Below are 26150 nucleotides of genomic sequence, written 5' to 3' on the forward strand. Positions count from 1 at the left end.
GCGGGTTTTTTCATGCCCTCTGGTTCTGGGATGACAGGGCTTGGTGCAACAAGCCGGGGAGCATTGCCAGCATGCGCGTGGCCTGCAGGCCTGGGGGCAGGGCGCGTGCGTGGTAGCAGTACAGCGACATGGGCGGCAGTTCGTGCAGCTCCACGGCCACCATGGCCTCTGGGTCGAGTTGGGTGGCGGTGAGGAAGTCGACCACCGTCCAGCCCATGCCCCGGCGCACCAGGTCCAGCGCCAGGCGCGAGGTCTGCACCTGCAGCCCCGGGCCGGCGGGTGTGCCCAGGCGCTGGGCGATCTCGTCGATGGACTGGCGCATGGGATCGTCGCCCACGAGCCGGATCACCGGCACCTGGGCCAGCCGGGCTGCGGGCGTCACAGCGCGCGGCGCACGCGTCCACACCGACTGTGCCACGGCCAGGTACATGCGGCCGCTGACCAGCAGGTCGCTGCGCACCTGCGGATGCGGGTGCTTGTAGAAGCCCAGGCAGAAGTCCACGCTGCGCGTGAGCAGCGCCTGCGTCATCTGGTCCTGGTGGATGGTGCGCACCTCCACACCCACCTGCGGGTAGCGCAGCGCGTGCTCCTGCAGCACCAGGGGCAGGAATTCGTGCGTGATGGAGGGAATGGCCGCCAGGCGCACGTCCCCGGTGTCGCTGGTGCCCAGGTTGCGCGCGGTGCGGCGCAATGCGTCGAGCTGGCGGTGGATGCCGCTGGACTCGGCTGCCAGCACCTGGGCCTCGGGTGTGGGCGTCAGGCCAGCCGGCGTGCGCACGAACAGGCGGTAGCCCAGCTGCAGCTCGGTGTGCGCCACGGCCTTGCTCACGGCCGAGGGGGTGATGCACAGCAGGCGCGCTGCCGCGCTCATGTTGCCGGTTTGCAGCACGGCCTGGAACACCTCGAGTTGGCGCAGGTTCATGGGTATGAGTGAAATTCACAAGGAATGACTGATTATTCCCTGTTGGTGTGCGCAAGTCTCTCATACGATCCGGCACCGCCAACGAGCGGGTGAGGGCGCAGCAGCAAAGTCTGTTGGCAAGCCTCTTCAAAACAACTGTCTGGAGATTTCCGTCATGCGCATTTCCCACCCCATGCACCGCTGGCTTGCCGGCCTGCTGCTCTCCGCTGCCTCGGCTGTGGCCATGGCCCAGGCCGCCCGCCCCCATGTCGTGGTGCTGGCCACCGGTGGCACCATCGCCGGTGCCGGCGCGTCGGCGGCCAACAGCGCCACCTATGCGGCGGCCAAGGTGCCGGTGGACAAGCTGCTGGCCGGCCTGCCCGAACTGACGGGCGTGGCCCGTGTCACGGGTGAGCAGGTGTTCCAGATCGCCTCGGAAAGCTTCACCAACGAGCACCTGCTGCAACTCGGCAAGCGCGTCTCGGCCCTGGCCAAGCAGGCCGACGTGGACGGCATCGTCGTCACGCATGGCACCGACACGCTCGAAGAAACGGCGTACTTCCTGAACCTGGTGGTGCGCACCGCCAAGCCCATCGTGGTCGTCGGCTCCATGCGCCCCGGCACGGCCCTCTCGGCCGACGGCGCGCTGAACCTGTACGACGCCGTGAGCGTGGCCGCCAGCAAGGACGCCGCCGGCAAGGGCGTGCTGGTCACCATGAACGACGAGATCCAGAGCGGCCGCGACGTCAGCAAGACCATCAACATCAAGACCGAGGCCTTCAAGAGCCAGTGGGGCCCGCTGGGCATGGTGGTGGAAGGCAAGAACTACTGGTTCCGCGCGCCGGTCAAGCGCCACACCACGGCGTCCGAGTTCAACATCGACGAGATCCAGGCCCTGCCCGCAGTGGACATCGTCTATGGCTACGGCAACATGAACAGCACCGGCATCGAGGCCTACGGCAAGGCCGGCGTGAAGGCGCTGATCCATGCCGGCACCGGCAACGGCTCGGTGGCCGCGCAGGCCGTGGCCTCGCTGCAGGCGCTGCGCGCCCAGGGCGTGCAGATCGTGCGTTCGGCCCGCGTGCCCGATGGTTTTGTGCTGCGCAACGCCGAGCAGCCCGACGACAAGTACGACTGGGTGGTGGCCCACGACCTGCGCCCACAGAAGGCCCGCATCCTGGCCATGGTCGCTTTGACGAAAACAAACGACAGCAAAGAGCTGCAACGCATCTTCTGGGAATATTGACAACCCCCTGAGCCGCTTCGCGTCTTCCCCCTGGAAGGGGGACGCCCCCAGCGCGGCGGGGCGGCCCTTGCGCGGGGGCGCTGGCTTTCGCCGTGCCAGTTTCGCAGCCTGGGATGTGGCGCGGCATTGAAGTGCTGATACTTGACTTGGCGCACCACGCGTGCGCCGACCGGTCGCCCCAAGGGGCGGCCACCGGTGCGCACCGGCAGACTGCCCGCGCAACTGGTTGGAAAGGCCGGGGCTCCAAAAGGGCCCCGGCCTTTGTACTTGGTGCGGGGTTTTGTTGCTCTGCCGTGGCTTACTGGAGCCTTGTGAGCGAAGGCTTGCTGCAGCGCCGTAAAATCACGGGTTTTGCGCGCATGCTGCAAAGCCCCCCGGGCCTGTCCGCTGCGCCTTCGGCTTTTTCATCCCCCTTTGCCCGGCCCTGGTCCGCCAGCGCCACAGACGCCATGTTGACATTCCAGCAAATCATTCTGAAGCTGCAGTCCTACTGGGACGCGCAGGGCTGCGCCCTTTTGCAGCCCTACGACATGGAAGTGGGCGCTGGCACATCGCACACCGCCACCTTCCTGCGCGCCATCGGCCCCGAGCCCTGGAAGGCCGCCTACGTGCAGCCCAGCCGCCGCCCCAAGGATGGCCGCTATGGCGAGAACCCCAACCGCCTGCAGCACTACTACCAGTTCCAGGTGGTTCTGAAGCCCGCACCGGCCAACATCCTGGAGCTCTACCTGGGCTCGCTCGAAGCGCTGGGTTTCGATCTCAAGAAGAACGACATCCGCTTTGTCGAAGACGACTGGGAGAACCCGACCCTGGGTGCCTGGGGCCTGGGCTGGGAAGTCTGGCTCAACGGCATGGAAGTGACGCAGTTCACCTACTTTCAGCAGGTGGGCGGCATCGACTGCAAGCCCGCCACCGGCGAGATCACCTATGGCCTGGAGCGCCTGGCCATGTACCTGCAGGGCGTGGACAACGTCTACAACCTGACCTGGACCGAGGGAGCGGACGGCTCGAAATTGAGCTATGGCGACGTCTACAAGCAAAACGAGGTGGAGCAGTCCACCTACAACTTCGAGCACAGCGACGCCGACTTCCTGTTCACCGCCTTCAATGCGCATGAAAAGCAGGCCAAGCACCTCATGGAGCAGCAACTCGCCCTGCCGGCCTACGAGCAGGTGCTCAAGGCCGCGCACAGCTTCAACCTGCTGGATGCGCGTGGTGCCATCAGCGTGACCGAGCGCGCTGCCTACATCGGCCGCATCCGCAACCTGGCGCGCGCCGTGGCGCAAAGCTACTACGAGAGCCGCGAGCGCCTGGGCTTTCCCATGGCCCCCCGCGAATGGGTGGAGCAAATGCCCAAGAAAGCCGCCTGAGCCACCGCCGGAGCCCCTGAAAAATGACAACGCAAAATCTTCTGGTCGAACTGTTTGTGGAAGAGCTGCCTCCCAAGGTGCTCAAGAAGCTGGGCGATGCCTTCGCCAGCGTGCTGGCCGAGCAGCTCAAGGCCCTGGGCCTGGCCACGCCCGCATCCGCCGTGACGGCATTCGCTTCGCCGCGCCGCCTGGCCGCGCACGTGACGGCCGTGGCCGGCAAGGCCGCCGACAAGGCCGTGCAGCAAAAACTCATGCCCGTGACGGTGGGCCTGGATGCCAGCGGCAACCCTACGCCCGCACTGCTCAAGAAGCTGCAAGCCCTGGGCGCGGACCTGTCCGACCCGGCAGCGGCCGTGGCCGCCTTGAAGCGCGCCCCCGACGGCAAGGCCGAGGCGCTGTTCTATGACAGCGTGGTGCCTGGCGCCACGCTGGAAGAGGGGTTGCAGAAGGCACTTCTGGAATCCATCGCCAAGCTGCCCATTCCCAAGGTCATGAGCTACCAGCTCGAGTCCGACTGCGAGTTGCCCGGCTGGACCAGCGTGAACTTCGTGCGCCCCGCGCATGGCCTGGTGGCGCTGCATGGCAGCACCGTGGTGCCCGTGAAGGCGCTGGGCCTGAAAGCCGGCAACAGCACCCTGGGCCACCGCTTCGAGGCGGCCGTGTCGCCCGTGGTGTTCGAGGACGCCGACAGCTATGCCGCCACGCTGCACAAGGACGGAGCGGTGATCGCTTCGTTCGCCGAGCGCAAGGCCGAGATCGCGCGCCAACTGGCGGCCGCCGCCGCCAATGTGGGCAACGGTGCCCGCCCCATCGAGGACGATGCGCTGCTCGACGAAGTGACCGCCCTGGTCGAGCGCCCCAACGTGCTGACCTGCGCGTTCGAGCGGGAGTTCCTCGACGTGCCGCAGGAGTGCCTGATACTCACCATGAAGGCCAACCAGAAGTACTTCCCGCTGCTGGACGCCGCAGGCAAGCTGACGCACCAGTTCCTGGTGGTGAGCAATATCAGCCCCGAGGATGCGAGCTTCGTGATCGGCGGCAACGAGCGCGTGGTGCGCCCGCGCCTGGCCGATGCCAAGTTCTTCTTCGACCAGGACCGCAAGAAGACCCTGGCCTCGCGCGTGGACGGCCTGTCCAAGGTGGTCTACCACAACAAGCTCGGTACGCAGGGCGAGCGCGTGGAGCGCGTGCGCGCCATCGCCAAGGCCATTGCCGAACAACTGGGCGATGCCACCCTGGTGGCGCAGGCCGACCAGGCCGCGATGCTGGCCAAGACCGACCTGGTGACCGACATGGTGGGCGAGTTCCCCGAGCTGCAGGGCACCATGGGCCGCTACTACGCGCTCAACGACGGTCTGGGCGAGGTAGTGGCCGATGCCATCGAAGACCACTACAAGCCGCGCTTTGCCGGCGACACGCTGCCGCGCAATACCGCTGGAGTGGTGGTGGCCCTGGCCGACAAGCTTGAAACCCTGGTCGGCATGTTCGGCATCGGCAACCTGCCCACGGGCGACCGCGACCCGTTCGCGCTGCGCCGCCACGCGCTGGGTGTGATCCGCATGCTGGTCGAAAAGAATCTGCCGCTGGACCTGAACGCCCTGCTGGCCGGCGCCGTTCCGGCCTTCGGCGACAAGATCACCTATGCCTCGGCCGCCCTGGCCGACTTCATCTATGACCGCCTGGCCGGCAGCCTGCGCGAGCAGGGTTACAGCGCCCAGGAAGTCGACGCCGTGCTGGCCCTGCGCCCGCAGCGCCTGGCACTGGTCGAAAAGCAGTTGGCCGCCGTGCGTGCCTTTGCCGCGCTGCCCGAAAGCCCGGCCCTGGCCGCCGCCAACAAGCGCGTGGCCAACATCCTCAAGAAGGCCGGCGAGGTGGACGCCCACGTCAACCCCGAGCTGCTGCAGGAAAAGGCCGAGCAGGATCTGTATGCGGCGCTGCAGCGCTTCGTGCCCGAAGCCAACGCGCAGTTCAACGCGGGCGACTACACGGCATCGCTGCAGACCCTGGCCGTGCTGCGCGCCCCGGTGGACGCTTTCTTCGACGACGTGATGGTGAACGCCGAGCAGATGGACCTGCGCCTGAACCGCCAGGGCCTGCTCAAGAGCCTGCACGATGCGATGAACCGGGTAGCCGACCTCTCCCGCCTGGCGGCCTGACCTGCTAGGCTGGCGTCTGTCACAAGGGGACCCCCATGAAACTCGCCATCCTGGACCGCGACGGCACGTTGAACCCGCTGGGTGAGGACTTCGTCACTTCGCCCGAGGAGTGGACGGCCGTTCCCGGCGCGCTCGAGGCCGTTGCACGCCTGAACCACGCCGGCTGGCATGTGGCGCTGGCCACCAACCAGCCGGGTCTGGGGCGCGGGCTGTTCGACGTGGTGGCGCTCAATGCCATCCACGCCAAGATGCACAAACAGCTTTCGGCCGTGGGTGGGCGCATCGACGCCGTGTTCTATTGCCCCCATGCCCCCGACGAGGACTGCGCCTGCCGCAAGCCCGGCCCGGGCCTGCTTGAGCAGATCAGCGACCGCTATGGCGTGGAGCGCAATGACGTGCAGGTGGTGGGCAGCTGCCTGGCACACCTGCAGGCCGGCGCCGCGCTCGGTGCGCAACTGCACCTGGTGTGCACGGGCAGCTCCGCCGGCGTGGTGCCGGGCCAGGCGCTGCCGCCCGGCTATCCCCCCGGCACGCAGGTGCATGCGAGCCTGGCGGCCTTCGTCGAGCAGCTGCTGCCGGCCGCCATCCCTTTGATGGCGGTCTGACCCTCAGCGCCCCTTGGTGCCTGCCACACGCCTTTGCTGCGGCGGCACCCATCGCAAGACCTTTTCACCATGGCCCTGATCCGCTCCATCATTCACCTGCTCTGGATGGCGACCACCGTCATGCCCTATGCGCTGGCCATCATGCTGGGCACGCTCTTCGGCGTGCGCGGCCTGCCGCTGTACCGCATCGCGGCCGCATGGCTGTCGCTGTGCATCAGCGGCGCACGCGTGCTGCTGGACATCCGCACCCGGGTGACGGGCATGGAGAACCTGCCGCAGGGCGAGCACGAGGGGGCGATCCTGCTGGTCAAGCACCAGTCGACCTACGAGACCTTTCTGATGCCCACGATCATGCCGCACCCGCTGGCCTACGTGTTCAAGAAGGAGCTGCTGTACGTCCCCTTCTTCGGCTGGGCCATCGGCCGGCTGGACATGATCCACATCGACCGCAGCCAGCGCGCCCAGGCCTTCAACAAGGTCGTGGAGCAGGGCAAGGACCTGCTGGCCAAGGGCATCTGGATCATCATGTTCCCCGAAGGCACGCGCATCGAGCGCGGGCAGAAGGGCACCTACAAGACCGGCGGCACCCGCCTGGCCATCGACACCGGTGCACCGGTGGTGCCGATTGCCGTGACCTCGGCCAAGGTCTGGTCGCGCAAGGCCTTCGTCAAGCGCCCCGGTGTGGTGGATGTGTCCATCGGCAAGCCGATCTCCAGCGTGGGGCGCGAGCCGGAAGAGCTGATGCGCGAGGTCGAGGACTGGATCGAGGCCGAAATGCGCCGCCTCGACCCCGAGGCCTATCCCGCAGCCGCACTGACGGCGCCCTGATCGGACCCCATTCCCATGATGCAGCGGCTCGTGCAACTGGCGTTGGACTTCTTCGACACTCCGCCTGCCAGCCCCGCACCGGCGCCCAAGGCGGTCGAGCCACCGCCGGCGGCCAGGGTTCCCGTGGCCGCACCGCCCCGGCCCGTGGGTCCGCCTGCGGTCCCGCTGCCTTCGCTGCTGTCTCCCGCCGAATTCCGCCACCCCGAGGCCAAACGCGAACTGCTGCTGGGTGACGCCGTGGTGGCGTATGCGCTGCAGCGCGCGCGCCGGCGCACCATCGGCTTCAGCGTGGGCCCAGACGGCCTCTCGGTGCGCGCCCCCAGCTGGGTCACCCTGGGCGCCATCGACGCGGCGCTGCGCGAAAAGTCCGAGTGGATCGTGCGCAAGCTCGGCGAGGCGCGTGAACGCCAGCAGCGCATGGAAGGCGGGCGCATCGTCTGGGCCGACGGCGCCGTGCTGCCCTACCTGGGCAGGCCGGTCACTGTGGTGCTGGACCCCGCGCACGGCTTCAGCGGCCGTGGTGGGCAACTCAAAACCATGGCCGCGGCCGATGACCCGGATGCACCGATGGCCTCACGCCTGCACATCGGCCTGCCGCACAGCGCCGGGCCCGCGCAGATCCGCGATGCCGTGCAGGCCTGGCTGATGCGTGATGCCAAGCGCCATTTCACCGAGCGGCTGGAGCACTTCGCGCCGCTGCTGGGCGTGCGCTGGACCAGCTTGCGCCTGTCGAGCGCGCAGACGCGCTGGGGCAGCGCCAAGGCCGACGGCTCCATTCGCCTGAACTGGCGCCTGCTGCACTACCGGCCTGCGGTCATCGACTACGTGGTGGCGCACGAGCTGGCCCACCTGCGCGTGATGGACCACAGCCCGCGCTTCTGGGACACGGTGGCCACGGTAGTGCCGGACTACGCAACCCTGCGCAACCACCTGCGCGACGAGCCAGCACCGCTCTGGGATTGAGCGCGCGCAGGGCGGGGCGAAACCGGGCGCGGCAAAATGGCGGAAACCACCGCATTCAGGCCCACCATGATCCCCCTGCAGCTCTTCGATCCCGCCTCCAGCACCTATACCTACGTGCTGCACGACCCCGCCACGCGCCAGGCCGTCATCATCGACCCGGTGGACGAGCAGCTCGACCGCGACCTGGCCGCGCTGCAGTCCCTGGGGCTCAGGCTGCGCTGGACGCTGGAGACGCACACCCATGCCGACCACATCACCAGCGCGGCGCGCCTGGCCGAGCACACGGGCGCGCAGACCGCGGTGCCCGCAGGCTGCGACATCGGTACGGCGGTCGTGCAGCTCCAGCATGGCGACGCGCTGGCCTTCGGCGGCGAGACGCTGGAGGCCCTGCACACGCCTGGTCACACGTCGGGCAGCATGTCCTACCGTTGGCGCAACCATGTGTTCACGGGCGATGCGCTGCTCATCAACGGCTGCGGCCGCACGGACTTCCAGTCGGGCGATGCGGCCGAGCTGTACCGCAGCATCACCGGCGTGCTGTTCGCACTGCCGGGCGACACCACCGTCTGGCCCGGCCATGACTACCAGGGCCGCAGCCACAGCAGCATCGCTGCCGAAAAGGCCGGCAATGCGCGCGTGGCGGGCCGCAGCGAGGCCGAATTCGTCGCGCTGATGGACTCGCTCAACCTGCCGCGTCCGCGCCGCATGGACGAGGCCGTGCCCGCCAACCAGCACTCGGGCCAGCGCCAGGACGCCGATGGCGCCGCGCTGCAGGCCCCGCGCGTCGCCGATGGCTATGCCGGCGACGTGTCACCAGCGCTGGCCTGGCAGTGGGTGCAGGACGGCCAGGCCGTGCTGGTCGACGTGCGCAGCGATGCCGAGCGCGAATGGGTGGGCCAGGTGCCGGGGGCCGTGCCCGTGGCCTGGAAGCAGTGGCCCGGCATGGCCATGAATGCCGATTTCGATGCGCAGATTCGCCTGGCCGTGCCCGAAGGCGGGCGCGTTGTGTTGCTGTGCCGCAGCGGCGTGCGCTCCGTGGCGGCCGCAAAGCGTGCGACGGAGCTGGGCATCACGGCCTACAACATCCTCGAGGGCTTCGAGGGCGACGCCGACGGCCAGGCCCACCGCGGGCGCAAGGGCGGCTGGCGCTACCGCGGCCTGCCATGGCGTCAGGGCTGAAGACAAGGCGCCATGAAAAAAGCGGGCCATGTGGCCCGCTGTTCGTTGGGGAGCGCTGTGCGCTCAGAGTGGCGGAATGCGCAGCTTCTGGCCGGGGTAGATCTTGTCGGGGTGCGTGAGCATGGGCTTGTTGGCCTCGAAGATCTGGGGGTACTTGTTGGCGTCGCCGTAGAACTTCTTGGCAATGGCCGAGAGCGTGTCGCCGCGCACCACGTCGTGGTACTGGGCTTCGGGCTCGGGGTTGGTCACGTTCATCAGGTTCTCGACGCTGGTGACGCTGGCCACGTTGCCGCAGCACAGGGTGATCTTTTCCTTGGCCGCCTGCGTGGGGGCGTCGCCCTTGACGGTGACCTTGCCCTGGCTGCCATCGAACGCCACCTGCACGTTGGTCGCGCCCAGGTTCTGCGTGCCGATGTAGGTCTCGATGGCCTTGGCGGCCTTGGCGTTGAGTTCGTCCGGCGATGGAGCGGCGGCCGTGGCGGCCTGTGCTTCCTTGCCACCGAACAGCTTTTCGCCGGCTTCCTTGATGAAACTGAAAAGACCCATGTCGTATCTCCTAAGGTTGCAGAAACAGGAAGGGCCACTGTAGCGGCAAAGTGCGACACCCTGGTGTAAGACGGGCGCGCGACACGATTTTTCACATTGGCAGGTACCGCTGTCGCCGGGGCGACGAGCTGCGCTGCTGCCTTTGGCAAATGCGCCAAGTGCGCATGGCCAAAACTCGGGATAATCCGCCGCATGACTTTTCTGGCCATCGACGTTGGCAACACCCGTCTCAAATGGGCGTTGTACGACGCCCACCGCCCCGGGGCTGCGCTGTTGGCGCATGGCGCCGAGTTCCTGGACCATATCGAGAAGCTCGCCGAAGGCAGCTGGGCAGCCCTGCCAGCGCCCGAGCGCATGCTGGGCTGCGTGGTGGCGGGCGATGCCGCCAAGCGCCGCGTGCAGGAGCAGATGGAACTGTGGGACGTGGGCGCCCAGTGGGTGGTCTCATCCGACGAGGAGGCGGGGCTGGTCAACGGCTACGACCACCCCTCGCGCCTGGGTTCGGACCGCTGGGTGGCCATGATCGGTGCGCGCCACCATGTGCTGGCCCAGGGGCCCGCGCGGCCGCTGGTGGTGGTGATGGTGGGCACGGCGGTCACGGTGGAATGCATCGATGCGCACGGGCGCTTCCTGGGCGGTCTCATCCTGCCGGGCCACGGCATCATGCTGCGCGCACTCGAAACGGGTACCGCCGGCCTGCACGTGCCCACGGGCGATGTGCGCATGTTCCCCACCAACACCAGCGACGCGCTCACCAGCGGCGGCACCTACGCCATTGCCGGCGCGGTGGAGCGCATGGTGCAGCATGTCATCCAGCACTGCGGCGAGGAGCCGGCCTGCATCATGACCGGCGGCGCCGGCTGGAAGATGGCTCCGAGCATGACCCGGCCTTTCGAACTGGTGGACAACCTGATCTTCGACGGCCTGCTGGAGATCGCCTCACGGCGTTTCGCCAGCTGAGCGTTGGGGCGTCGCCCGGCGGCGTCAGTCCTCCAGTTCTGCGCGCGCCATTTCCACGTCCAGGCGTTCCATCGCGTCGGCGGACTCGCAGGCGGCGGCCTTCTCGTAGAGCTGGGTGGCTTCCTTCATCTTCTTGTCGCCTTCGAGCATGACCAGCGCATTGGCGTACTCCACCATGGCGATGGCAGAGCCGGGGTTGAGTTTCAGGGCCTCCTGGAACAGCTTGAGCCCCGTGTCCTTCTTGGCGCCATAGGTCATGCCGCCGATCAGCGAGCCCACCTTGTCGATCACCTCGGCGTGGAAAGCGCCCAGCGCAATGCGGGCGTCGGCATGCTTGGGTGCCAGGGCAATGGATTTTTCCAGCGATTCCTTGACCTTGCCGCCCAGGCCCTGGGCGAGGGCCTTGGCCACGCTGATGCCCTGGCTGTAGCGGCCCAGGGCATAGGCATGCCAGTACCAGGCGTTGGCGTTGTTCGGGTCTTCGCCGGCCTGGGCTTCGGCGCGCTCGGCCACCTGGGTGAACAGGTCCAGGCGGGTCTTTTCCTTTTGCTCCAGGTAGTTGGCGTAGATGGCCGTGGCCTTGTTGGCCACGGTGATGCCGGGGCCGCCAGCGGCCAGGCCGGCGGCCGTCGCCTTCTCGAAATCACCGCTGTGGAACAGCGCCCAGGCCTGCAGCACGGCCGGATCCTTGGGGCAGGGTTCGGCGTCGCCGCTGTGCAGTCGCGCCCAGTGCTTCTTCACGCTCGTGGCATCGAAGCTGTAGTCACCCGCATGGGGAAAAGGGGTCCATTTGGCCATGGTGTGTCTCCTGTGGTTCTTGGGGTCGGGTGTAGGGTGTGGACAGGGCGCCCTGGCGCTTAGCCCGGCGCGGTGGCATAGGCGCCGACGAGTTCCAGCAGGTGTGCGCGCTGCCCGCTTTCCAGGTAGGGCATCAGCAGGTTGAGCACGTGGTGGGCTCCGCGCAGCAGGGCTGCCTGGGCGCTCTCGGGCTCCAGCGCGCGGCGCGGGTCGCGCACGTACTCGAAGCTCAGCCAGTAGGTCAGCACGACCACCATGCTGGTCGCGGTGGCCTCTAGCTCACGCGTGTCGATGTGCAGCGCGTCTGATCGGCCCATGCCGTCCAGCATGGCGCGCACGGCCCGCGTCTTGTTCTTGAGGATGGCCTGGAAATGCGTTTCCAGGCGCCGGTTCTTGGACAGCAGGTCGTTCAGGTCGCGGTACAGGAAGCGGTACTGCCAGATCAGCTCGAACAGCGTGTGCATGAAGAACCAGGCGTCCTCCACGTTGCGCACGCCATCGGCGGCAGCCAGCAGCTCGGTCAGCGACTGTTCGTAGCGGTCGAACAGCGCATTGATCAACTCGTCCTTGGCCGGGTAGTGGTAGTACAGGTTGCCGGGGCTGATGCGCAGCTCGGCCGAGATCAGGGTGGTGGAGACGTTGGGTTCGCCAAACCGGTTGAACAGGTCCAGCGTGACTTCCAGAATGCGTTCTGCGGTGCGTCGCGGCGCTTTCTTCACCATGTGTGCGGGCCCTCTTCGCGTCGTTTTGGATCGGTGTTGGTATGTCTCTGGGGCCTACTCTAACCGAGCCGCAGATGCTGCACTGCATCAATATTGGCATGTCCTTGGAACGTGTTGACGTTCCGGCTGCGGCCACCCGCGCAGAGAGCGCGGCCCATGGCCCGAAGCGCTCCACAACGCAAAAGCGGCTGGCACGCACAAGGCGTGTCAGCCGCTTGCCGCAGCGGGCGGGCCGCTGGCAGAAGGTCAGTTGGAGGCGGCGGGTGCCGAGGCGGAAGCTGCGGCCTTGGCGCTGGCCTTCTTGGCAGGGGCTGCTGCGGCCTTCTTGGCGGGCGCGGCCTTGGCTGCAGGCTTGGCGGCGGCCTTGCGGGGAGCGGCTGCCTTCTTGACAGCGGCCTTCTTCGCGGGGGCTGCTGCCTTCACGGCGGCCTTGGCAGGTGCCTTGGTCGCGGCCGCTTTGCCGGCGCCCTTGGTGAGTGCGTCCACGCGGGCCGTCAGGGCTTCCAGGTCACGCGCCGAGGGGACACCGAGCTTGGACAGGGCCTTGGCCACTCGGTCTTCGAAGATGTTCTCGAGCTTGTCCCACTGGCCCTGGGCCTTGGAGCCGATGTCGCTGGCCATGGTGGTCACGCGGCTCGTCGCTTCGGAGATCTTCTCTTCGGCCACGGCCTGGGTCTTGCGCTGGATGGACAGGCCTTCCTTGACCAGGGACTCGAACACCTTGCCGCCTTCTTCCTGGGCCTTGGAGAAGGCACCCAGGCCCGCCAGCCAGATCTGCTGGGCCGAGTCCTTGACGGTGCTCGACAGCTGGGCGTTGCTCTTCTTGTTGTCGGCGCTGAGTTTCTGCAGTTTCTTGACCATGGGGCCTCCGGTATGCGGGTGGGTAGTGGGGGTTGCCAGTGCCGGTTGGCTTTGGCGCATGGCCGAACTGTACGCCGCGCGGCAGGCCAGGTGTAGGCGCGCGCTCCTAAAAACGTAGAGCGCAGCGTCTAAGGCTGCGCGGGTTTGTGCTGAATCGGTCGGCGATGCGCTTGGGCAAGAATGAACAGATCTCACAGGAGTTTTTCATGCAGTATTTCGTGACGGGAGCGACGGGGTTCATTGGCAAGCGGCTCGTAAAGAAGCTGCTGGAGCGAAAGGGCGCCGTGGTGCACTTCCTGATCCGGCGAGAAAGCGCGGACAAGGTGGCCGACCTGCGCAGCTACTGGGGCGTGTCGGCCGCACGGGCCGTGCCGGTGTTCGGCGACCTCACGGCCAAGAAGCTCGGCGTGGCCTCCGAGGACGTGAAAAAGCTCAAGGGTCAGATCGACCATTTCTACCACCTGGCCGCGGTCTACGACCTCGGTGCCGACGAAGAGACCCAAGTGGCCGTGAACATCGAGGGCACGCGTAACACGGTCGATCTTGCCAAGGCCATCGACGCCGGGCATTTCCACCACGTCTCGTCCATCGCGGCTGCCGGCCTGTACGAGGGCGTGTTCCGCGAGGACATGTTCGAGGAGGCCGAGGGCCTCGATCACCCCTACTTCCAGACCAAGCACGAGAGCGAGAAGATCGTACGCCAGGACTGCAAGGTGCCCTGGACGGTGTACCGCCCGGCCATGGTGGTGGGCGACAGCACGACCGGCGAGATGGACAAGATCGACGGCCCCTACTATTTCTTCAAGCTGATCCAGCGCCTGCGCCAGCTGCTGCCGCCCTGGATGCCCACCGTGGGCCTGGAAGGCGGGCGCGTGAACATCGTGCCGGTGGACTTCGTGGTCAACGCGCTCAACGTCATCAGCCACCAGAAGGACATCGGCAAGAAGTGCTTCCACCTGGTGGACCCGGTGGGCTACCGCGTGGGCGACGTGCTGGATATCTTCAGCCGCGCCGCGCATGCGCCGCGCATGAACCTGTTCATCAATGCCGCGCTGCTGGGCTTCATCCCCAAGGGCATCAAGAAGAGCCTGATGGCCATGGCGCCGGTGCGCCGGGTGCGCAACGCTGTCTTGAAGGACCTGGGCCTGCCCGAGGACATGCTGACCTTCGTGAACTACCCCACGCGCTTTGACTGCCGCGAGACCCTGGCGGCGCTCAAGGGCTCGGGCGTGACCTGCCCCAATCTCAAGGACTACGCCTGGCGCCTGTGGGACTACTGGGAGCGCAACCTCGACCCCGAGCTGTTCATCGACCGCAGCCTCAAGGGCACGGTGGCCGGCAAGGTGGTGCTGGTGACGGGGGGCTCCTCGGGCATCGGCCTGGCAGCGGCGCACAAGTTCGCCGAGGCCGGTGCCACCACCGTCATCTGCGGGCGCGACCAGGACAAGCTCGACGAGGCTTGCGCCGAGGCCCGGGCCAAGGGCTACGAGTTCATCGCCTACGCCGCCGACATCGCCGACATGGCCGATTGCGACCGCTTCGTGCAACTCCTGGTCGACAAGCATGGCGGCGTGGACTTCCTCATCAACAACGCGGGCCGCTCCATCCGCCGCGCCATCGAGTCGAGCTATGACCGTTTCCACGACTACGAGCGCACCATGCAGCTCAATTACTTCGGCTGCCTGCGCGTGACCATGGGCTTTTTGCCGGGTATGGTGGCCAAGCGCAAGGGCCATGTGGTCAACATCAGCTCCATCGGCGTGCTGACGAATGCGCCGCGCTTTTCGGCCTATGTGGCCAGCAAGGCGGCGCTTGATGCCTGGACGCGCTGCGCGTCGAGCGAGTTCGCCGACCAGGGCATCACCTTCACCACCATCAACATGCCGCTGGTGCGCACGCCCATGATCGCGCCGACCAAGATCTACAACAACGTGCCCACGCTGAGCCCCGAGGAGGCGGCGGACATGATCGCCCAGGCCTGTATCTTCAAGCCGGTGCGCATCGCCACGCGCCTGGGCATCACCGGCCAGTTACTGCATGCCCTGGTGCCCCGCGTGGCGCAGATCACCATGAACACCAGCTTTCGCATGTTCCCGGATTCCACTGCCGCCAAGGGCAGCAAGGACGCCAAGCCACAGCTGTCGGCCGAGGCGGTGGCGCTGCAGCAGATGATGCGCGGTATCCATTTCTGATGGCCTTTCAACCCGCCCCGGGGAGCCCGTGTTGAACTCTGTTACCGGGTAACCGGGCAGGGTGGGATAATCGCGGGTTCTGCCGAGCAGGCATTTCACACAGCCCACCCTATGATTCTGGTTACCGGCGGCGCGGGTTTCATCGGCGCCAACTTCGTTCTTGACTGGCTTGCTGCCTCCAGCGAGCCTGTCGTCAACCTCGACAAGCTCACCTACGCGGGCAATCTGCACAACCTGGACAGCATCCAGGGTGATGCACGCCATGTCTTCGTGCAGGGCGATATCGGCGACAGCGCCCTCATCGCCCGCCTGCTGGCCGAGCACCAACCCCGCGCGGTGGTCAACTTCGCGGCCGAATCGCATGTGGACCGCTCCATCCACGGACCCGAGGATTTCATCCAGACCAACATCGTTGGCTCGTTCCGCCTGCTGGAGGCCGTGCGTGCCTATTGGAGCGCGCTGCCCGAGGGCGAGCGCGAAGCCTTCCGCTTCCTGCACGTCTCCACCGACGAGGTTTACGGATCGCTGGCACCCACCGACCCGGCCTTTGCCGAGACGCGCGGTTTCGAGCCCAACAGCCCCTACAGCGCCAGCAAGGCCGCCAGCGACCACCTGGTGCGCGCCTGGCACCACACCTACGGCCTGCCGGTGCTGACCACCAACTGCAGCAACAACTACGGGCCCTACCACTTCCCCGAGAAGCTGATCCCGCTGATGATCGTCAACGCCCTGGCCGGCAAGAACCTGCCGGTCTACGGCGACGGCATGCAGGTGCGCGACTGGCTGTACGTGAAGGACCACTGCAGCGCCATCCGCCGCGTGCTGGAAGCCGGCACTGCCGGCGAGACCTACAACGTGGGCGGCTGGAACGAAAAGCCCAACATCGAGATCGTGAACATGGTCTGTGGCCTGCTCGACGAGTTGCGCCCGCGTGCCGACGGCCAGAGCTACCGCACCCAGATCACCTATGTGAAGGATCGTCCCGGCCACGACCGCCGTTACGCCATCGATGCGCGCAAGATCGAGCGCGAGCTGGGCTGGAAGCCCGCCGAGACCTTCGACACCGGCATCCGCAAGACGGTGCAGTGGTACCTGGACCATGCCGACTGGGTGGCCAGCGTGCAGACCGGTTCCTACCGCGACTGGGTGCAGACCCAGTATGCGCAGGAGCCTGCAGCCGTGGCGGATGCCAGCGCATGAACATCCTGCTCTTTGGAAAGGGCGGCCAGGTCGGCTGGGAGCTGCAGCGCAGCCTGTCGGTGTTCGGTACCGTCACGGCGCTGGATTTCGACAGCACGGAACACTGCGGTGACTTCGCCAACCCGGCCGGCGTGGCCGAGACGGTGCGCGCCCTGCGCCCTGACGTCATCGTCAATGCTGCCGCCCACACCGCGGTGGACAAGGCCGAGAGCGAGGTCGACTTCGCGCGCACCCTCAACGCCACCACGCCCGGCGCCATTGCGCAGGAGGCCGCGAAGCTCGGCGCCTGGCTGGTGCATTACAGCACCGACTATGTGTTCGATGGCAGCGGCAGCCGCCCCTGGGTGGAGACCGACGCGCCTGCGCCCCTGAGCGTCTACGGCCGCACCAAGCTCGAAGGCGAGCAGCTGATCGCCCAGTCGGGTGCCAGGCACCTGATCCTGCGCACCAGCTGGGTCTATGCGGCACGCGGCGGCAATTTCGCCAAGACCATGCTGCGCCTGGCCCAGGAGCGCGAGCGCCTGACGGTGATCGACGACCAGTGGGGCGCCCCCACCGGCGCGGACCTGCTGGCCGACGTGACGGCCCATGCCATCCGCCACCTGCAGCAGCGCCCCGAAGATGCGGGCCTGTACCACCTGGTGGCGGCTGGCGAGACCAACTGGAACGAGTACGCGAAGTACGTGCTGGCGGTGGCCGCCAGGCACCCGGTGGCTGAAAAGATCATTGCCAAGGAAGTGGCGCCCGTTCCGACCAGCGCCTTCCCCACCCCGGCCGTGCGCCCCCACAACTCGCGCCTGGACACCACCAAGCTGCGCAGCACTTTCGGTCTGACCCTGCCGCATTGGCAGACGGGCGTGGCGCGCATGCTCACCGAGATTCTCTGAGAACGACCACCATGACGGCACGCAAAGGCATCATCCTCGCCGGAGGCTCCGGTACCCGGCTGCACCCGGCCACCCTGGCCATCAGCAAGCAGTTGCTGCCGGTGTACGACAAACCCATGATCTATTACCCGCTGAGCACCTTGATGCTCGCGGGCATCCGCGACATCCTGGTGATCAGCACGCCGCAGGACACGCCGCGCTTCGAGCAACTGCTCGGCGATGGCAGCCAGTGGGGCATCAATCTGCAGTACGCGGTGCAGGCAAGCCCGGACGGCCTGGCCCAGGCCTTCGTGATCGGCGAGTCCTTCCTCGGCGATTCCCCCAGCGCGCTGGTGCTGGGTGACAACATCTTCCACGGCCATGACTTTCATGAGCTGCTGGGTAGCGCGACCGAGCGCCAGAGTGGCGCCAGCGTGTTCGCTTACCATGTGCATGACCCCGAACGCTATGGCGTGGCCGAGTTCGATGCCCAGGGCAAGGTGCTGTCGCTCGAAGAAAAGCCCAAGGTCCCCAAGTCGAGCTATGCGGTGACGGGCCTGTACTTCTACGACAACCAAGTGGTGGAGCTGGCCAAGGGGCTCAGGCCCTCGGCCCGCGGCGAGTACGAGATCACCGACCTCAACCGTCTGTACCTGGAGCGCGGCCAGTTGAATGTGGAGATCATGGGCCGGGGCTACGCTTGGCTCGATACCGGCACGCACGAGAGCCTGCTCGAAGCCGGCCAGTTCATCGCCACGCTGGAGCACCGCCAGGGCCTGAAGATCGCATGCCCTGAAGAGATCGCCTGGCGCAGCCAGTGGATCGACAGTGCCCAACTCGAGCGTCTGGCCCAGCCGCTGACCAAGAACGGGTACGGCCAGTACCTGATGCGCGTGCTCAAAGAAAAGATCTACTGATTTCCTGAAATTCACTCCATGCAAGCAACCCGCCTGGCCATTCCCGATGTCGTGCTGATCGAACCCAAGAAGTTCGGCGATGCGCGCGGCTTCTTCTTCGAGAGCTTCAACCAGCGTGCCTTCAACGAGGCCACCGGTACCGACCACCAGTTCGTGCAGGACAACCACAGCCGCAGCGCCCGCGGCGTGCTGCGTGGACTGCACTACCAGGTCCAGCAGCCCCAGGGCAAGCTGGTGCGCGTGGTGCGCGGTGCCGTGTTCGACGTGGCGGTGGACATCCGCAAGGCCTCGCCCACCTTCGGCCAGTGGGTCGGCGAAGAGCTGAGCGAAGACAACCACCGCCAGCTGTGGGTGCCGCCAGGCTTTGCGCACGGCTTCCTCGTGCTCAGCGAGACGGCGGAGTTCCTGTACAAGACCACCGACTACTACGCGCCGGCGCACGAGCGCTGCATCATCTGGAACGACCCCTCCATCGGCATCGAGTGGCCCGACATCGGTGCCAACCCTTTGCTGTCGGCCAAGGACCAGCAGGGCCTGACCCTGGAGAATGCGGAAGTCTTCGCTGCTGTCGCCGCCCGCTGACGGCGGGCCGTGGCGCACCTGAAAAGTCCGGCATGACCCTGCATGTGCTCCTGTGCAGCCACAACGGGGCACCTTTCATCGCACAGCAGATTGCCTCGATCCGCGCCCAGTCCCGGGCCGTTGACGTGATCCACGTCTTCGACCATGCATCGGAGGACGGCACGCGTGAAGTGCTGGCGCAGCTGGCGCAGGATGCAGGCGAGGCACCGCTGGAACTGCACTGGGTCGACAACGCCCCCGGCCCCGCCTTGTCCTTCTTCAATGCCATGGCGCAACTGGCCCCCAAGGTGGGCGCAGGCGATTGCATTTTCCTGGCCGACCAGGACGATGTATGGCTGCCTGGCAAGGTGGCGGCCATGCTCGATGCCGCCGCCGGGCTGCCGCAGCCCTGGGCGCTGTTCCACGACGTGCAGGTGGTGGACGAGGCGCTCGCGCCCCTGCAGCCCACTTTCTACACCGGCAACCCCTATGCCGTGCCCCGTGACCTCGACGCCCGGCGCCTGTTGCTGGTCAACCCGGTGATTGGGCACACGCTGGTGCTCTCGGGCGACATGCTGGCCTGCGTGGCCCGCCTGCTCGAGCCTTCGGCCTATGTGATGCACGACTGGGCCGTGGCGCTGGTGGCGCAGCGCATGCAGCGCCTGGCATGCGTGCCGCAATGCCTGTCGCTGTACCGCCAGCACGGCGCCAACCTGCTGGGTGCATCGCGCCAGCGCTCGCTGGGCGAACAACTGGGGCGCGGCATGCAGCTGGCCGAGCGGGTGCTGGTGCAGTCCATGGCCTGGGCCCGGGCGCAGCAGGGTGGCGCACTGCCTGGGGCGTCCCCGGCGGCCCAGGTGCCCGGCTGGCTGTCGATGCCCTGGGCTGGCCGCAGCCGTGTGCGGGTGGCGCTGCACCTCGCATGGCACGCGCTGGTGTCGGGGCCCACGCGGCGGCGCCGGGCCATGGGGCTCTTTCTGGTGCTGCAGGCGCTGCGCCCGTCGGCCCAAGGCACGCAGCGATGACCGATTCCTCCAGGGGACCGCTGCGCATCGCGGTCATCGGTACCGATGGCCTGCCGGCACGCTATGGCGGCTTCGAGACCTGCGTCGATCAGCTTGCCCCCCGGCTGGCGCGGCGGGGGCATGCCACACTGGTCTTCGGTTCCTCTGTGGGCCGCACCGCATTGGCGGCGGATGGCGAGCGCCTGGCGCACCGCTACCTGCCATTGCGTGCCAACGGCCTGTGGTCGGTGCCCTATGACCTGCTCAACTTCCTGGTGTGCTGGCGCAGGGTGGATGCCATGCTGGTGATGGGCGTGTCGGGCGGCATCTTCCTGCCCCTGCTGCGCCGCATGGCCGGCCCACGGCGCATCATCGTGAATGTGGACGGGCTGGAGACCCGGCGCGACAAATGGACCGGGTTCAAGCGCTGGTTCCTCGAGCGCAGCGAGGCCCTGGCCGTGCGCCACGCCCATGTGGTGGTCAGCGACAACCAGGGCATTGCCGACATGGTGCTGGGCCGCTATGGCCGCACCAGCAGCGTCATCGCCTATGGCTGCGACCATGTGCTGCAGTTGCCTGCGGACCAGGCGCACGCGCTGCTCAAGGAACGCTTTGGCCTGGCGCCCGGCGGTTACCTGTTGACCGTGGCGCGCATCGAACCCGAGAACCACATCGCCGAGATGCTGCAGGCCTTTCTGGCATCGCCCCAGCCGCTGTATGTGCTGGTGGGCAACTTCAGCGCCACGCCGCTGGGGCGTGAGCTGCTCGCGCGTTACCAGGGCGAGCCGCGCGTGCGCTTCATCGATTCCCTGTTCGACCCCAAGGCGCTGGCGGCCCTGCGCGCCGGTTGCCATATCTATTTGCACGGGCACAGCGTGGGGGGCACCAATCCCTCGCTGGTCGAGATGCTGCCGTACCAGCGGCCGCTGCTGGCCTTCGATTGCGTCTTCAATCGCTACACGCTGGGGGACGGGGGGGGCTACTTTGCCGACGTATCCATGCTCACCCGGCAGTTGCAAAGCCCGCAGGAGAGCGCGTGGGTGCCAGGGCCATCGCTGGCGCAGCGCTATCGCTGGGAGGCCATTGCCGACGCCTACGAGGCACTGTGCAGCGGGCCAGGTGCCACGCCATGACGCCGCGCGTTCTGGCCTGCGTGGTGGCGTACCACCCGGACAGCCACAGGCTGTCGGCCTTGATTGCGCGACTGCTGCCGGATGTGGCGCAGGTGCTGGTCATCGACAACGGCCAGACCATCGACCCGGCGGCGGGGCCCTGGTCGGGCATGACCGCCGTGCAGTGGCACTTGGCGCCAGGCAACCTGGGCGTGGGCGCTGCGCTCAACCTGGCGCGCCAGCGGGCGCTGGATGGCGCCTTTGACTTCCTGCTGAGTTTTGACCAGGATTCCCTGCCCCCCGCCGGGTACCTGACCGGCCTGCTGGACATCTGGGCGCGGGCCGGTGAAGCCGCTGGCGGCTGGGCGGCGCTCGGCCCCGCCGTGCACGACGAAACCACGGGACGGGCACTGCCCGTCCAGCGCGTGGATGCGCATCTGCGCCTGGTGCCGTCTGCAGACCCCTGGTCCGCGCAGCAGGCGGTGGCGGTGGACCACGTGATCACCTCCGGCTGCCTGTACCCGGCTGCAGCGTTGTCCGCCGTAGGCCCGTTCAGAGGGGGCTGGTTTGTGGACATGGTCGATACCGAGTGGTGCTGGCGTGCGCGCCACCGGGGATGGGCGGTGATGCAGACGGGGGCGGTGGTACTGCAGCACACCATTGGCAAGGCGGGCGTGAAGGTGCTGGGGCGCCAGGTGCTGGCGCATCCGCCGCAGCGCATCTACTTCCAGGTGCGCAACACGCTGTGGCTAATGCGTTCCCATGACGTGCCCCGTGGCTGGCGCCGCAAGCTGCTCGCCCCGCTGGCGCGCAAGCTGCTGCTGCAGCCACTGCTGCCCGAGCGGCGGCTGGCGCGCCTGCTCGCCGCAGTCCGGGGCGGGGTGCACGGGCTGTTGCAACGCCCGCCTGGGTAAGGCCGTGCGCCGAGGGAGATGCCGCCGGGTGTGACCGGTGTCGCACCAATGCGCAATATTTTGGACGCAAGAGGGCCGTGTGGTGCAACAATCCGTTGCCATTACCAGGATAAGCGCATGATCGTGGCTGCATACGACAGAATATAGAATTGCAGACCTGTTCTGAAGGCCGCTGCGGCGGGCTTCAAGCGAAAAATCCCACAGACCTGGTCTCTGCCTGGCATCCACGGCGGTCCTTTTCGTTGACGAGGGACCGGCCCTTGCCGTGCCTGCGTCTTTTTTTGCGGAAGCACACCGGTTTCCATGCGCCACAGACCGTTCCCACGTTCCTTTCCTGATCTGAATGCACAACATGCACCCTAGCGAGGCTGAGATCATCCCCTACCACGCCTCACCCGTGCCTCCCGCCCCAGGGGGCGTACTCGTCCTGGCGCCCCATCCCGATGACGAAGTCTTTGGATGCGGCGGGGCCATCATCGGGCATGTTCAGGCGGGGCACTCTGTGCACGTCGTCCTGCTGACCGCAGGCGGGCATGGCGAAGAAGGTGCGGCCAAGGGGTATGCAGACACCCGCCTCTCCGAAAGTACCGACGCGGCCCGTGTGCTGGGCCTGCCGCCGCCCCAGTGCTGGGGCCTGCAGGACCGTGAAGTCACCTATGGCGAAGCGCTGGTGCACAGGATCATCCAGGCGGTGGCCGATACCGGCGCCGACGTGGTGTACGCCCCGTCGCCCTGGGAGCTGCACCCCGACCACCGCGCCACGGCGCTGTGCGCCATCGAGGCCGTGCGCCGGCTGCAGGGCGTGGGCCTGCACCTGTACGAGGTGAGCGCGCCGCTCAGGCCCAACCGGCTGCTGGACATCACGCCCGTGTGGGCGCTCAAGCAGCAGGCCATGCAGGTCTTTGCCAGCCAGGAGAAGAAGCTGCCGTATGCGAGCTTCATTTCCGCGCTCAACCGTTTTCGTGCGCTCACGCTGTTCCCGGCGTCGGAATATGCCGAGGCCTTCGAGAGCTATACCTCGGCCGATCTGCGCGCTGGCGGCCCGCTGCTGATCGAGGGTGAAAAGCAGCGCCTGCTCGGGCGCGGCGTGGCCGTGCTGCCGCAGGACTTGCCGCTGGTATCGGTCATCGTGCGTACCATGGGCCGGCCCACGCTGGCCAAGGCGCTTGGTTCCGTGGGACTGCAGACCTACCCGCACCTGAACATCGTGCTGGTGGATGCTGCCGGCGATGGCCTGCCTGGTACGCAATGGGCCGAAGGCCCCGTGCCGGTCACCCTGGTCTCCCAGGGCAGGAAGCTCAATCGCGCGCTGGCGGCCAATGCCGGCATGGCAGCGGCCACGGGCGACTACCTCATCTTCCTGGACGACGACGACTGGTTCTACCCGGACCACATTGCCAAGCTGGTGCTGGCCGTGCGCCAGAGCACCACGGTCAAGGCGGTGCACACGGCGGTGGAGTGCGTCGACGCCCAGAGCGAGCCCGTGGGAGAGATCTTCCAGTTCCCCTATGCCTCGGGCGAGCTGCGCTACGGCAACTTCATGCCCATCCACTCGGTGCTGTTCCATCGCAGCCTGGTGCAGGCCGGCGGGGCCGCCTTCGACGAGCGCTTCGATCTGTACGAGGACTGGGATTTCTGGCTGCAGGTGGAAAGCCGCACGCCGTTCCAGTTCGTGCCCGGCGTATCGGCTGCCTACCGCATCCATGCCGGGGCGGGGGAGGGCGTGCAGGCCGACCGCCAGCGCGCCGCCGATGCCACTGCCCAGCTGTATGCCAAATGGCAGGTGCTGCAGTCCAAGCAGACCTTCGAGGAACTGGTCACACGCTCGTTGTCGCGGCGCAGTGTGCTGTCGCAACTGGTAGAGCGCAGCAAGGATGTGAAGCGCCTGGCGCAGGACCTGGTGGACCAGCAGCAGCGCGCCATGGATGCCATGCAGGCGGCCGACAAGGCCCGTCAGGATGCTCACCACTTGGGCGAGGCGCATGACCTGGCCTGCGCCGCGCGCGACGTGGTGCAGCAAGAGCGCGATGCCACCATCGTCGAACTCCATGCCGTGATGCGCGAGCGAGACCTGGCCCACCAGCACGGCGCGAACGTGCTGGACCTGTACACCGACGCCCAGGCGCACATCGGTTCCCTGGAGGCTTCTGCCGCTGCCCTCTCGGCCGAGATCGCCTTGGCGCGCAACCACGCGCACAACCTGCAGACCATGCTCGATGGCACGCAGCACCAGTTGCGCCTGGTAACAGGGTCGCGCTCGTGGAAGATCACCCGGCCGTTGCGCCTGGTGGTCCGGCTGCCGCGCTACGCCAGGAGCGTCGTGGCGGCCTATTCGGTGGCCCGCAGTCGGGGTCTGGGCCTGTCGCACCTCGCCAAGCGCACGGTATCGGTGCTGCGCACCCAGGGGGTGCAGGGCGTGCGCCAGCGCCTGCGCCGCATGCTGCATGGCTCCGAACATGGCCTGGAAGCCCTGGATTCCGGCGCACCTGTGCTGGACACCGTGCCCGGTGCCACACCACGCAGCTATGCCGACTGGGTGGCGAAATACGACACCATGGACCCCGTCAAGCTCTCGCGTCTGGTGGCCGAGGCGGCCGACCTGCCGCGCAAGGCGCTGGTTTCCATCGTCATGCCGGTCTACAACCCCGACCCGCAGGATGTGGGCCGTGCCATCGCATCGGTGAAGAGCCAGGTCTACCCGCACTGGGAGCTGTGCATCTGCGACGATGCCTCGACCAAGGCCGGTACGCGTGAATTGCTGGAGGCTGCAGCCGCCGGAGAGCCGCGCATCCGACTGGCCTTTCACGACAAGAACCAGCACATCTCCGCGGCGACCAACACGGCCATCGCCCTGGCCAAGGGCCAGTACATCGCCCTGCTGGACCACGACGACGAACTCACGCCCCATGCGCTGCTGCGCGCCATGCAGGCCTTTGCGCGCCACCCGCAGGGCAAGGTGCTGTATTCCGACGAGGACAAGATCGACCAGACCGGCCGGCGCTTCGATCCGTATTTCAAGCCCGATTTCAACCTGGGCCTGCTGCGCTCGCACAACTACATGTGCCACTTCGCGGTCTATGACGCCGACTTCATGCGCCAGCTCGGTGGCCCGCGCGTGGGCTTCGAGGGCGCGCAAGACTACGACCTGGCGCTGCGCGCCATCGACAGCGTGGAAGCCGCCGCTGTGCTCCACGTGCCGCAGATCCTCTACCACTGGCGCACGGCAACCGGCAGCACGGCCTCTGGCCATGGCAACAAGAGCTATGCCTTCGAGGCCGGCCGGCGTGCGCTGCAGGAGCACCTGCAGCGCCGTGGCCTGCAGGGCGAGGTGCTGGAGGCGCCCGAGGCCTCGGGCATGTACCGCGTGCGCTGGGGCATACCGGCCAACCCGCCGCTGGTGAGCATCGTCATCCCCACCCGCAATGGCGAGAAGATCCTGCGCCAGTGCCTGGACAGTCTGGTGCAGACCCGCTACCCCAACTACGAAATCATCGTGATGGACAACGGCAGCGACGAAGCCGCTTCGCTGCAGCTGCTGGCCGAGCGCACGGCGTCGGGGCAGATCCGGGTGCTGCGCGACGATGGCCCGTTCAACTTCTCGGCCATCAACAACCGTGCGGTGCACGAAGCCACGTGTGGCGAGTTCGTACTGCTCATGAACAACGACATCGAGGCCACCCACCCCGAATGGCTCGACGAGATGGTGGGCCCGGCCCTGGAGCCCGGCGTGGGCTGCGTGGGCGCCCGGCTGTGGTACCCCGATGGCCGCATCCAGCACGCGGGCGTGGTGCTGGTCTGCGGCGTAGCCGGCCATGCGCACAAGCTGCTGGCGCGCGGCCAGCATGGCTACATGGGCCGCGCGGTGCTGGCGCAGGACTTTGTGGCCGTGACGGCGGCCTGCCTGCTGCTGCGCAAGTCGGTCTACGAAGAGGTGAGCGGCCTGGACGAGAGCCTGGCCGTGGCCTTCAATGACGTGGACTTCTGCCTGCGCGTGCGTGAGGCGGGCTACCGCAACCACTGGACGCCCTATGCCGAACTGATCCACCACGAGTCCGTCTCGCGCGGCTATGAGGACACGCCCGAGAAGCAAAAGCGCTTCAACTCGGAAGTGAAGATCCTGCAGACCCGTTGGCCTGCCTTGCTGGCCAACGACCCCTGCTACAACCCCAACTTGACCATCGACGCCGAAGATTTTTCGCTGGCCTGGCCCCCCCGGGTTTCCTGAAACGGCGCTTGTCGCCGTCCTCAC

Annotated in this window: 22 protein-coding genes and 1 pseudogene; 18 read left to right on the forward strand and 5 right to left on the reverse strand. The window is 67.2% G+C overall.

Annotated features, from left to right (window positions below; translation table 11 throughout):
* Positions 1-10: 10 nt before the first annotated feature.
* The gene (locus ASE31_RS02900) at positions 11-922 is read right to left on the reverse strand and encodes a LysR family transcriptional regulator (RefSeq protein ID WP_057200015.1); all 912 of its coding nucleotides are present in this window, start codon (positions 920-922) and stop codon (positions 11-13) included.
* A 154-nt stretch (positions 923-1076) separates the two neighbouring features.
* Here ASE31_RS02900 and ASE31_RS02905 point away from each other — a divergent pair, with 154 nt between their 5' ends.
* The 8 genes and pseudogenes from ASE31_RS02905 to ASE31_RS32400 all read left to right on the forward strand — a co-directional run bounded on the left by ASE31_RS02905 (position 1077) and on the right by ASE31_RS32400 (position 9248).
* Positions 1077-2147 (forward strand): asparaginase, encoded by a 1071-nt coding sequence (locus ASE31_RS02905; protein ID WP_057200016.1) that lies wholly within the window; start codon positions 1077-1079, stop codon positions 2145-2147.
* 449 nt (positions 2148-2596) lie between these two features.
* Positions 2597-3517, forward strand: coding sequence for a glycine--tRNA ligase subunit alpha (gene glyQ, locus ASE31_RS02910; protein WP_057200239.1), 921 nt, complete (start codon positions 2597-2599; stop codon positions 3515-3517).
* Between the two features lie 23 nt (positions 3518-3540).
* A complete protein-coding gene (gene glyS / locus ASE31_RS02915) occupies positions 3541-5673 on the forward strand; it encodes a glycine--tRNA ligase subunit beta (protein ID WP_057200017.1) in 2133 nt (710 codons plus the stop codon).
* A 35-nt stretch (positions 5674-5708) separates the two neighbouring features.
* The gene (gene gmhB / locus ASE31_RS02920; RefSeq protein WP_057200018.1) at positions 5709-6278 is read left to right on the forward strand and encodes a D-glycero-beta-D-manno-heptose 1,7-bisphosphate 7-phosphatase; all 570 of its coding nucleotides are present in this window, start codon (positions 5709-5711) and stop codon (positions 6276-6278) included.
* Positions 6279-6347: 69 nt separating this feature from the next.
* Positions 6348-7106: a 1-acyl-sn-glycerol-3-phosphate acyltransferase gene (locus ASE31_RS02925; protein WP_057200240.1), complete on the forward strand. Its 759-nt coding sequence runs from the start codon at positions 6348-6350 to the stop codon at positions 7104-7106.
* An 18-nt stretch (positions 7107-7124) separates the two neighbouring features.
* The gene (locus tag ASE31_RS02930) at positions 7125-8069 is read left to right on the forward strand and encodes a M48 family metallopeptidase (RefSeq protein WP_057200241.1); all 945 of its coding nucleotides are present in this window, start codon (positions 7125-7127) and stop codon (positions 8067-8069) included.
* Between the two features lie 66 nt (positions 8070-8135).
* Positions 8136-8636 (forward strand): annotated as a pseudogene (locus ASE31_RS32395) (MBL fold metallo-hydrolase); the annotation flags it as partial.
* A 120-nt stretch (positions 8637-8756) separates the two neighbouring features.
* On the forward strand, positions 8757-9248 hold the full coding sequence (locus ASE31_RS32400) for a rhodanese-like domain-containing protein (RefSeq protein ID WP_369819434.1): 492 nt from the start codon (positions 8757-8759) through the stop codon (positions 9246-9248).
* 63 nt (positions 9249-9311) lie between these two features.
* On the opposite strand, the gene lysM is transcribed toward ASE31_RS32400, so the two are convergent.
* Positions 9312-9794 (reverse strand): peptidoglycan-binding protein LysM, encoded by a 483-nt coding sequence (gene lysM / locus ASE31_RS02940; protein ID WP_057200020.1) that lies wholly within the window; start codon positions 9792-9794, stop codon positions 9312-9314.
* Positions 9795-9986: 192 nt separating this feature from the next.
* Between lysM and ASE31_RS02945 the strand changes: the two genes are divergently transcribed.
* On the forward strand, positions 9987-10754 hold the full coding sequence (locus ASE31_RS02945; protein WP_057200021.1) for a type III pantothenate kinase: 768 nt from the start codon (positions 9987-9989) through the stop codon (positions 10752-10754).
* A 24-nt stretch (positions 10755-10778) separates the two neighbouring features.
* Here ASE31_RS02945 and ASE31_RS02950 read toward each other — a convergent pair whose 3' ends face one another.
* From ASE31_RS02950 to ASE31_RS02960, 3 genes are all read right to left on the reverse strand, one after another.
* A complete protein-coding gene (locus ASE31_RS02950; RefSeq protein ID WP_057200022.1) occupies positions 10779-11552 on the reverse strand; it encodes a hypothetical protein in 774 nt (257 codons plus the stop codon).
* Between the two features lie 59 nt (positions 11553-11611).
* On the reverse strand, positions 11612-12274 hold the full coding sequence (locus ASE31_RS02955; protein ID WP_057200023.1) for a TetR/AcrR family transcriptional regulator: 663 nt from the start codon (positions 12272-12274) through the stop codon (positions 11612-11614).
* 246 nt (positions 12275-12520) lie between these two features.
* Positions 12521-13135, reverse strand: coding sequence for a phasin family protein (locus tag ASE31_RS02960; protein WP_057200024.1), 615 nt, complete (start codon positions 13133-13135; stop codon positions 12521-12523).
* A 206-nt stretch (positions 13136-13341) separates the two neighbouring features.
* On the opposite strand from ASE31_RS02960, the gene ASE31_RS02965 reads away from it, so the two are divergent.
* The 9 genes from ASE31_RS02965 (at position 13342) to ASE31_RS03005 (ending at position 26126) form a co-directional block, all read left to right on the forward strand.
* On the forward strand, positions 13342-15327 hold the full coding sequence (locus ASE31_RS02965; protein ID WP_057200242.1) for an SDR family oxidoreductase: 1986 nt from the start codon (positions 13342-13344) through the stop codon (positions 15325-15327).
* A 111-nt stretch (positions 15328-15438) separates the two neighbouring features.
* Positions 15439-16527, forward strand: a complete 1089-nt coding sequence (gene rfbB / locus ASE31_RS02970; protein ID WP_057200025.1) for a dTDP-glucose 4,6-dehydratase — start codon at positions 15439-15441, stop codon at positions 16525-16527.
* Positions 16524-17414, forward strand: a complete 891-nt coding sequence (gene rfbD / locus ASE31_RS02975) for a dTDP-4-dehydrorhamnose reductase (protein WP_057200026.1) — start codon at positions 16524-16526, stop codon at positions 17412-17414. The genes rfbB and rfbD overlap by 4 nt, the downstream gene beginning before the upstream one ends.
* 11 nt (positions 17415-17425) lie before the next feature.
* A complete protein-coding gene (gene rfbA, locus ASE31_RS02980) occupies positions 17426-18310 on the forward strand; it encodes a glucose-1-phosphate thymidylyltransferase RfbA (protein WP_057200027.1) in 885 nt (294 codons plus the stop codon).
* A gap of 18 nt (positions 18311-18328) precedes the next feature.
* A complete protein-coding gene (gene rfbC, locus ASE31_RS02985) occupies positions 18329-18892 on the forward strand; it encodes a dTDP-4-dehydrorhamnose 3,5-epimerase (protein WP_057200028.1) in 564 nt (187 codons plus the stop codon).
* 32 nt (positions 18893-18924) lie between these two features.
* A complete protein-coding gene (locus ASE31_RS02990; protein ID WP_057200029.1) occupies positions 18925-19896 on the forward strand; it encodes a glycosyltransferase in 972 nt (323 codons plus the stop codon).
* On the forward strand, positions 19893-21008 hold the full coding sequence (locus tag ASE31_RS02995) for a DUF1972 domain-containing protein (RefSeq protein ID WP_057200030.1): 1116 nt from the start codon (positions 19893-19895) through the stop codon (positions 21006-21008). Before ASE31_RS02990 ends, ASE31_RS02995 begins: the two co-directional genes overlap by 4 nt.
* On the forward strand, positions 21005-21901 hold the full coding sequence (locus tag ASE31_RS03000) for a hypothetical protein (protein ID WP_057200031.1): 897 nt from the start codon (positions 21005-21007) through the stop codon (positions 21899-21901). Before ASE31_RS02995 ends, ASE31_RS03000 begins: the two co-directional genes overlap by 4 nt.
* Positions 21902-22253: 352 nt before the next feature.
* Positions 22254-26126 carry a glycosyltransferase gene (locus tag ASE31_RS03005; protein ID WP_162261370.1) on the forward strand — a complete coding sequence of 1291 codons (3873 nt, stop codon included), beginning with the start codon at positions 22254-22256 and terminating at the stop codon, positions 26124-26126.
* Positions 26127-26150 lie beyond the last annotated feature (24 nt).

It is taken from the genome of Acidovorax sp. Root217 (assembly GCF_001428645.1).
Classification (GTDB): Bacteria; Pseudomonadota; Gammaproteobacteria; order Burkholderiales; family Burkholderiaceae_C; genus Acidovorax.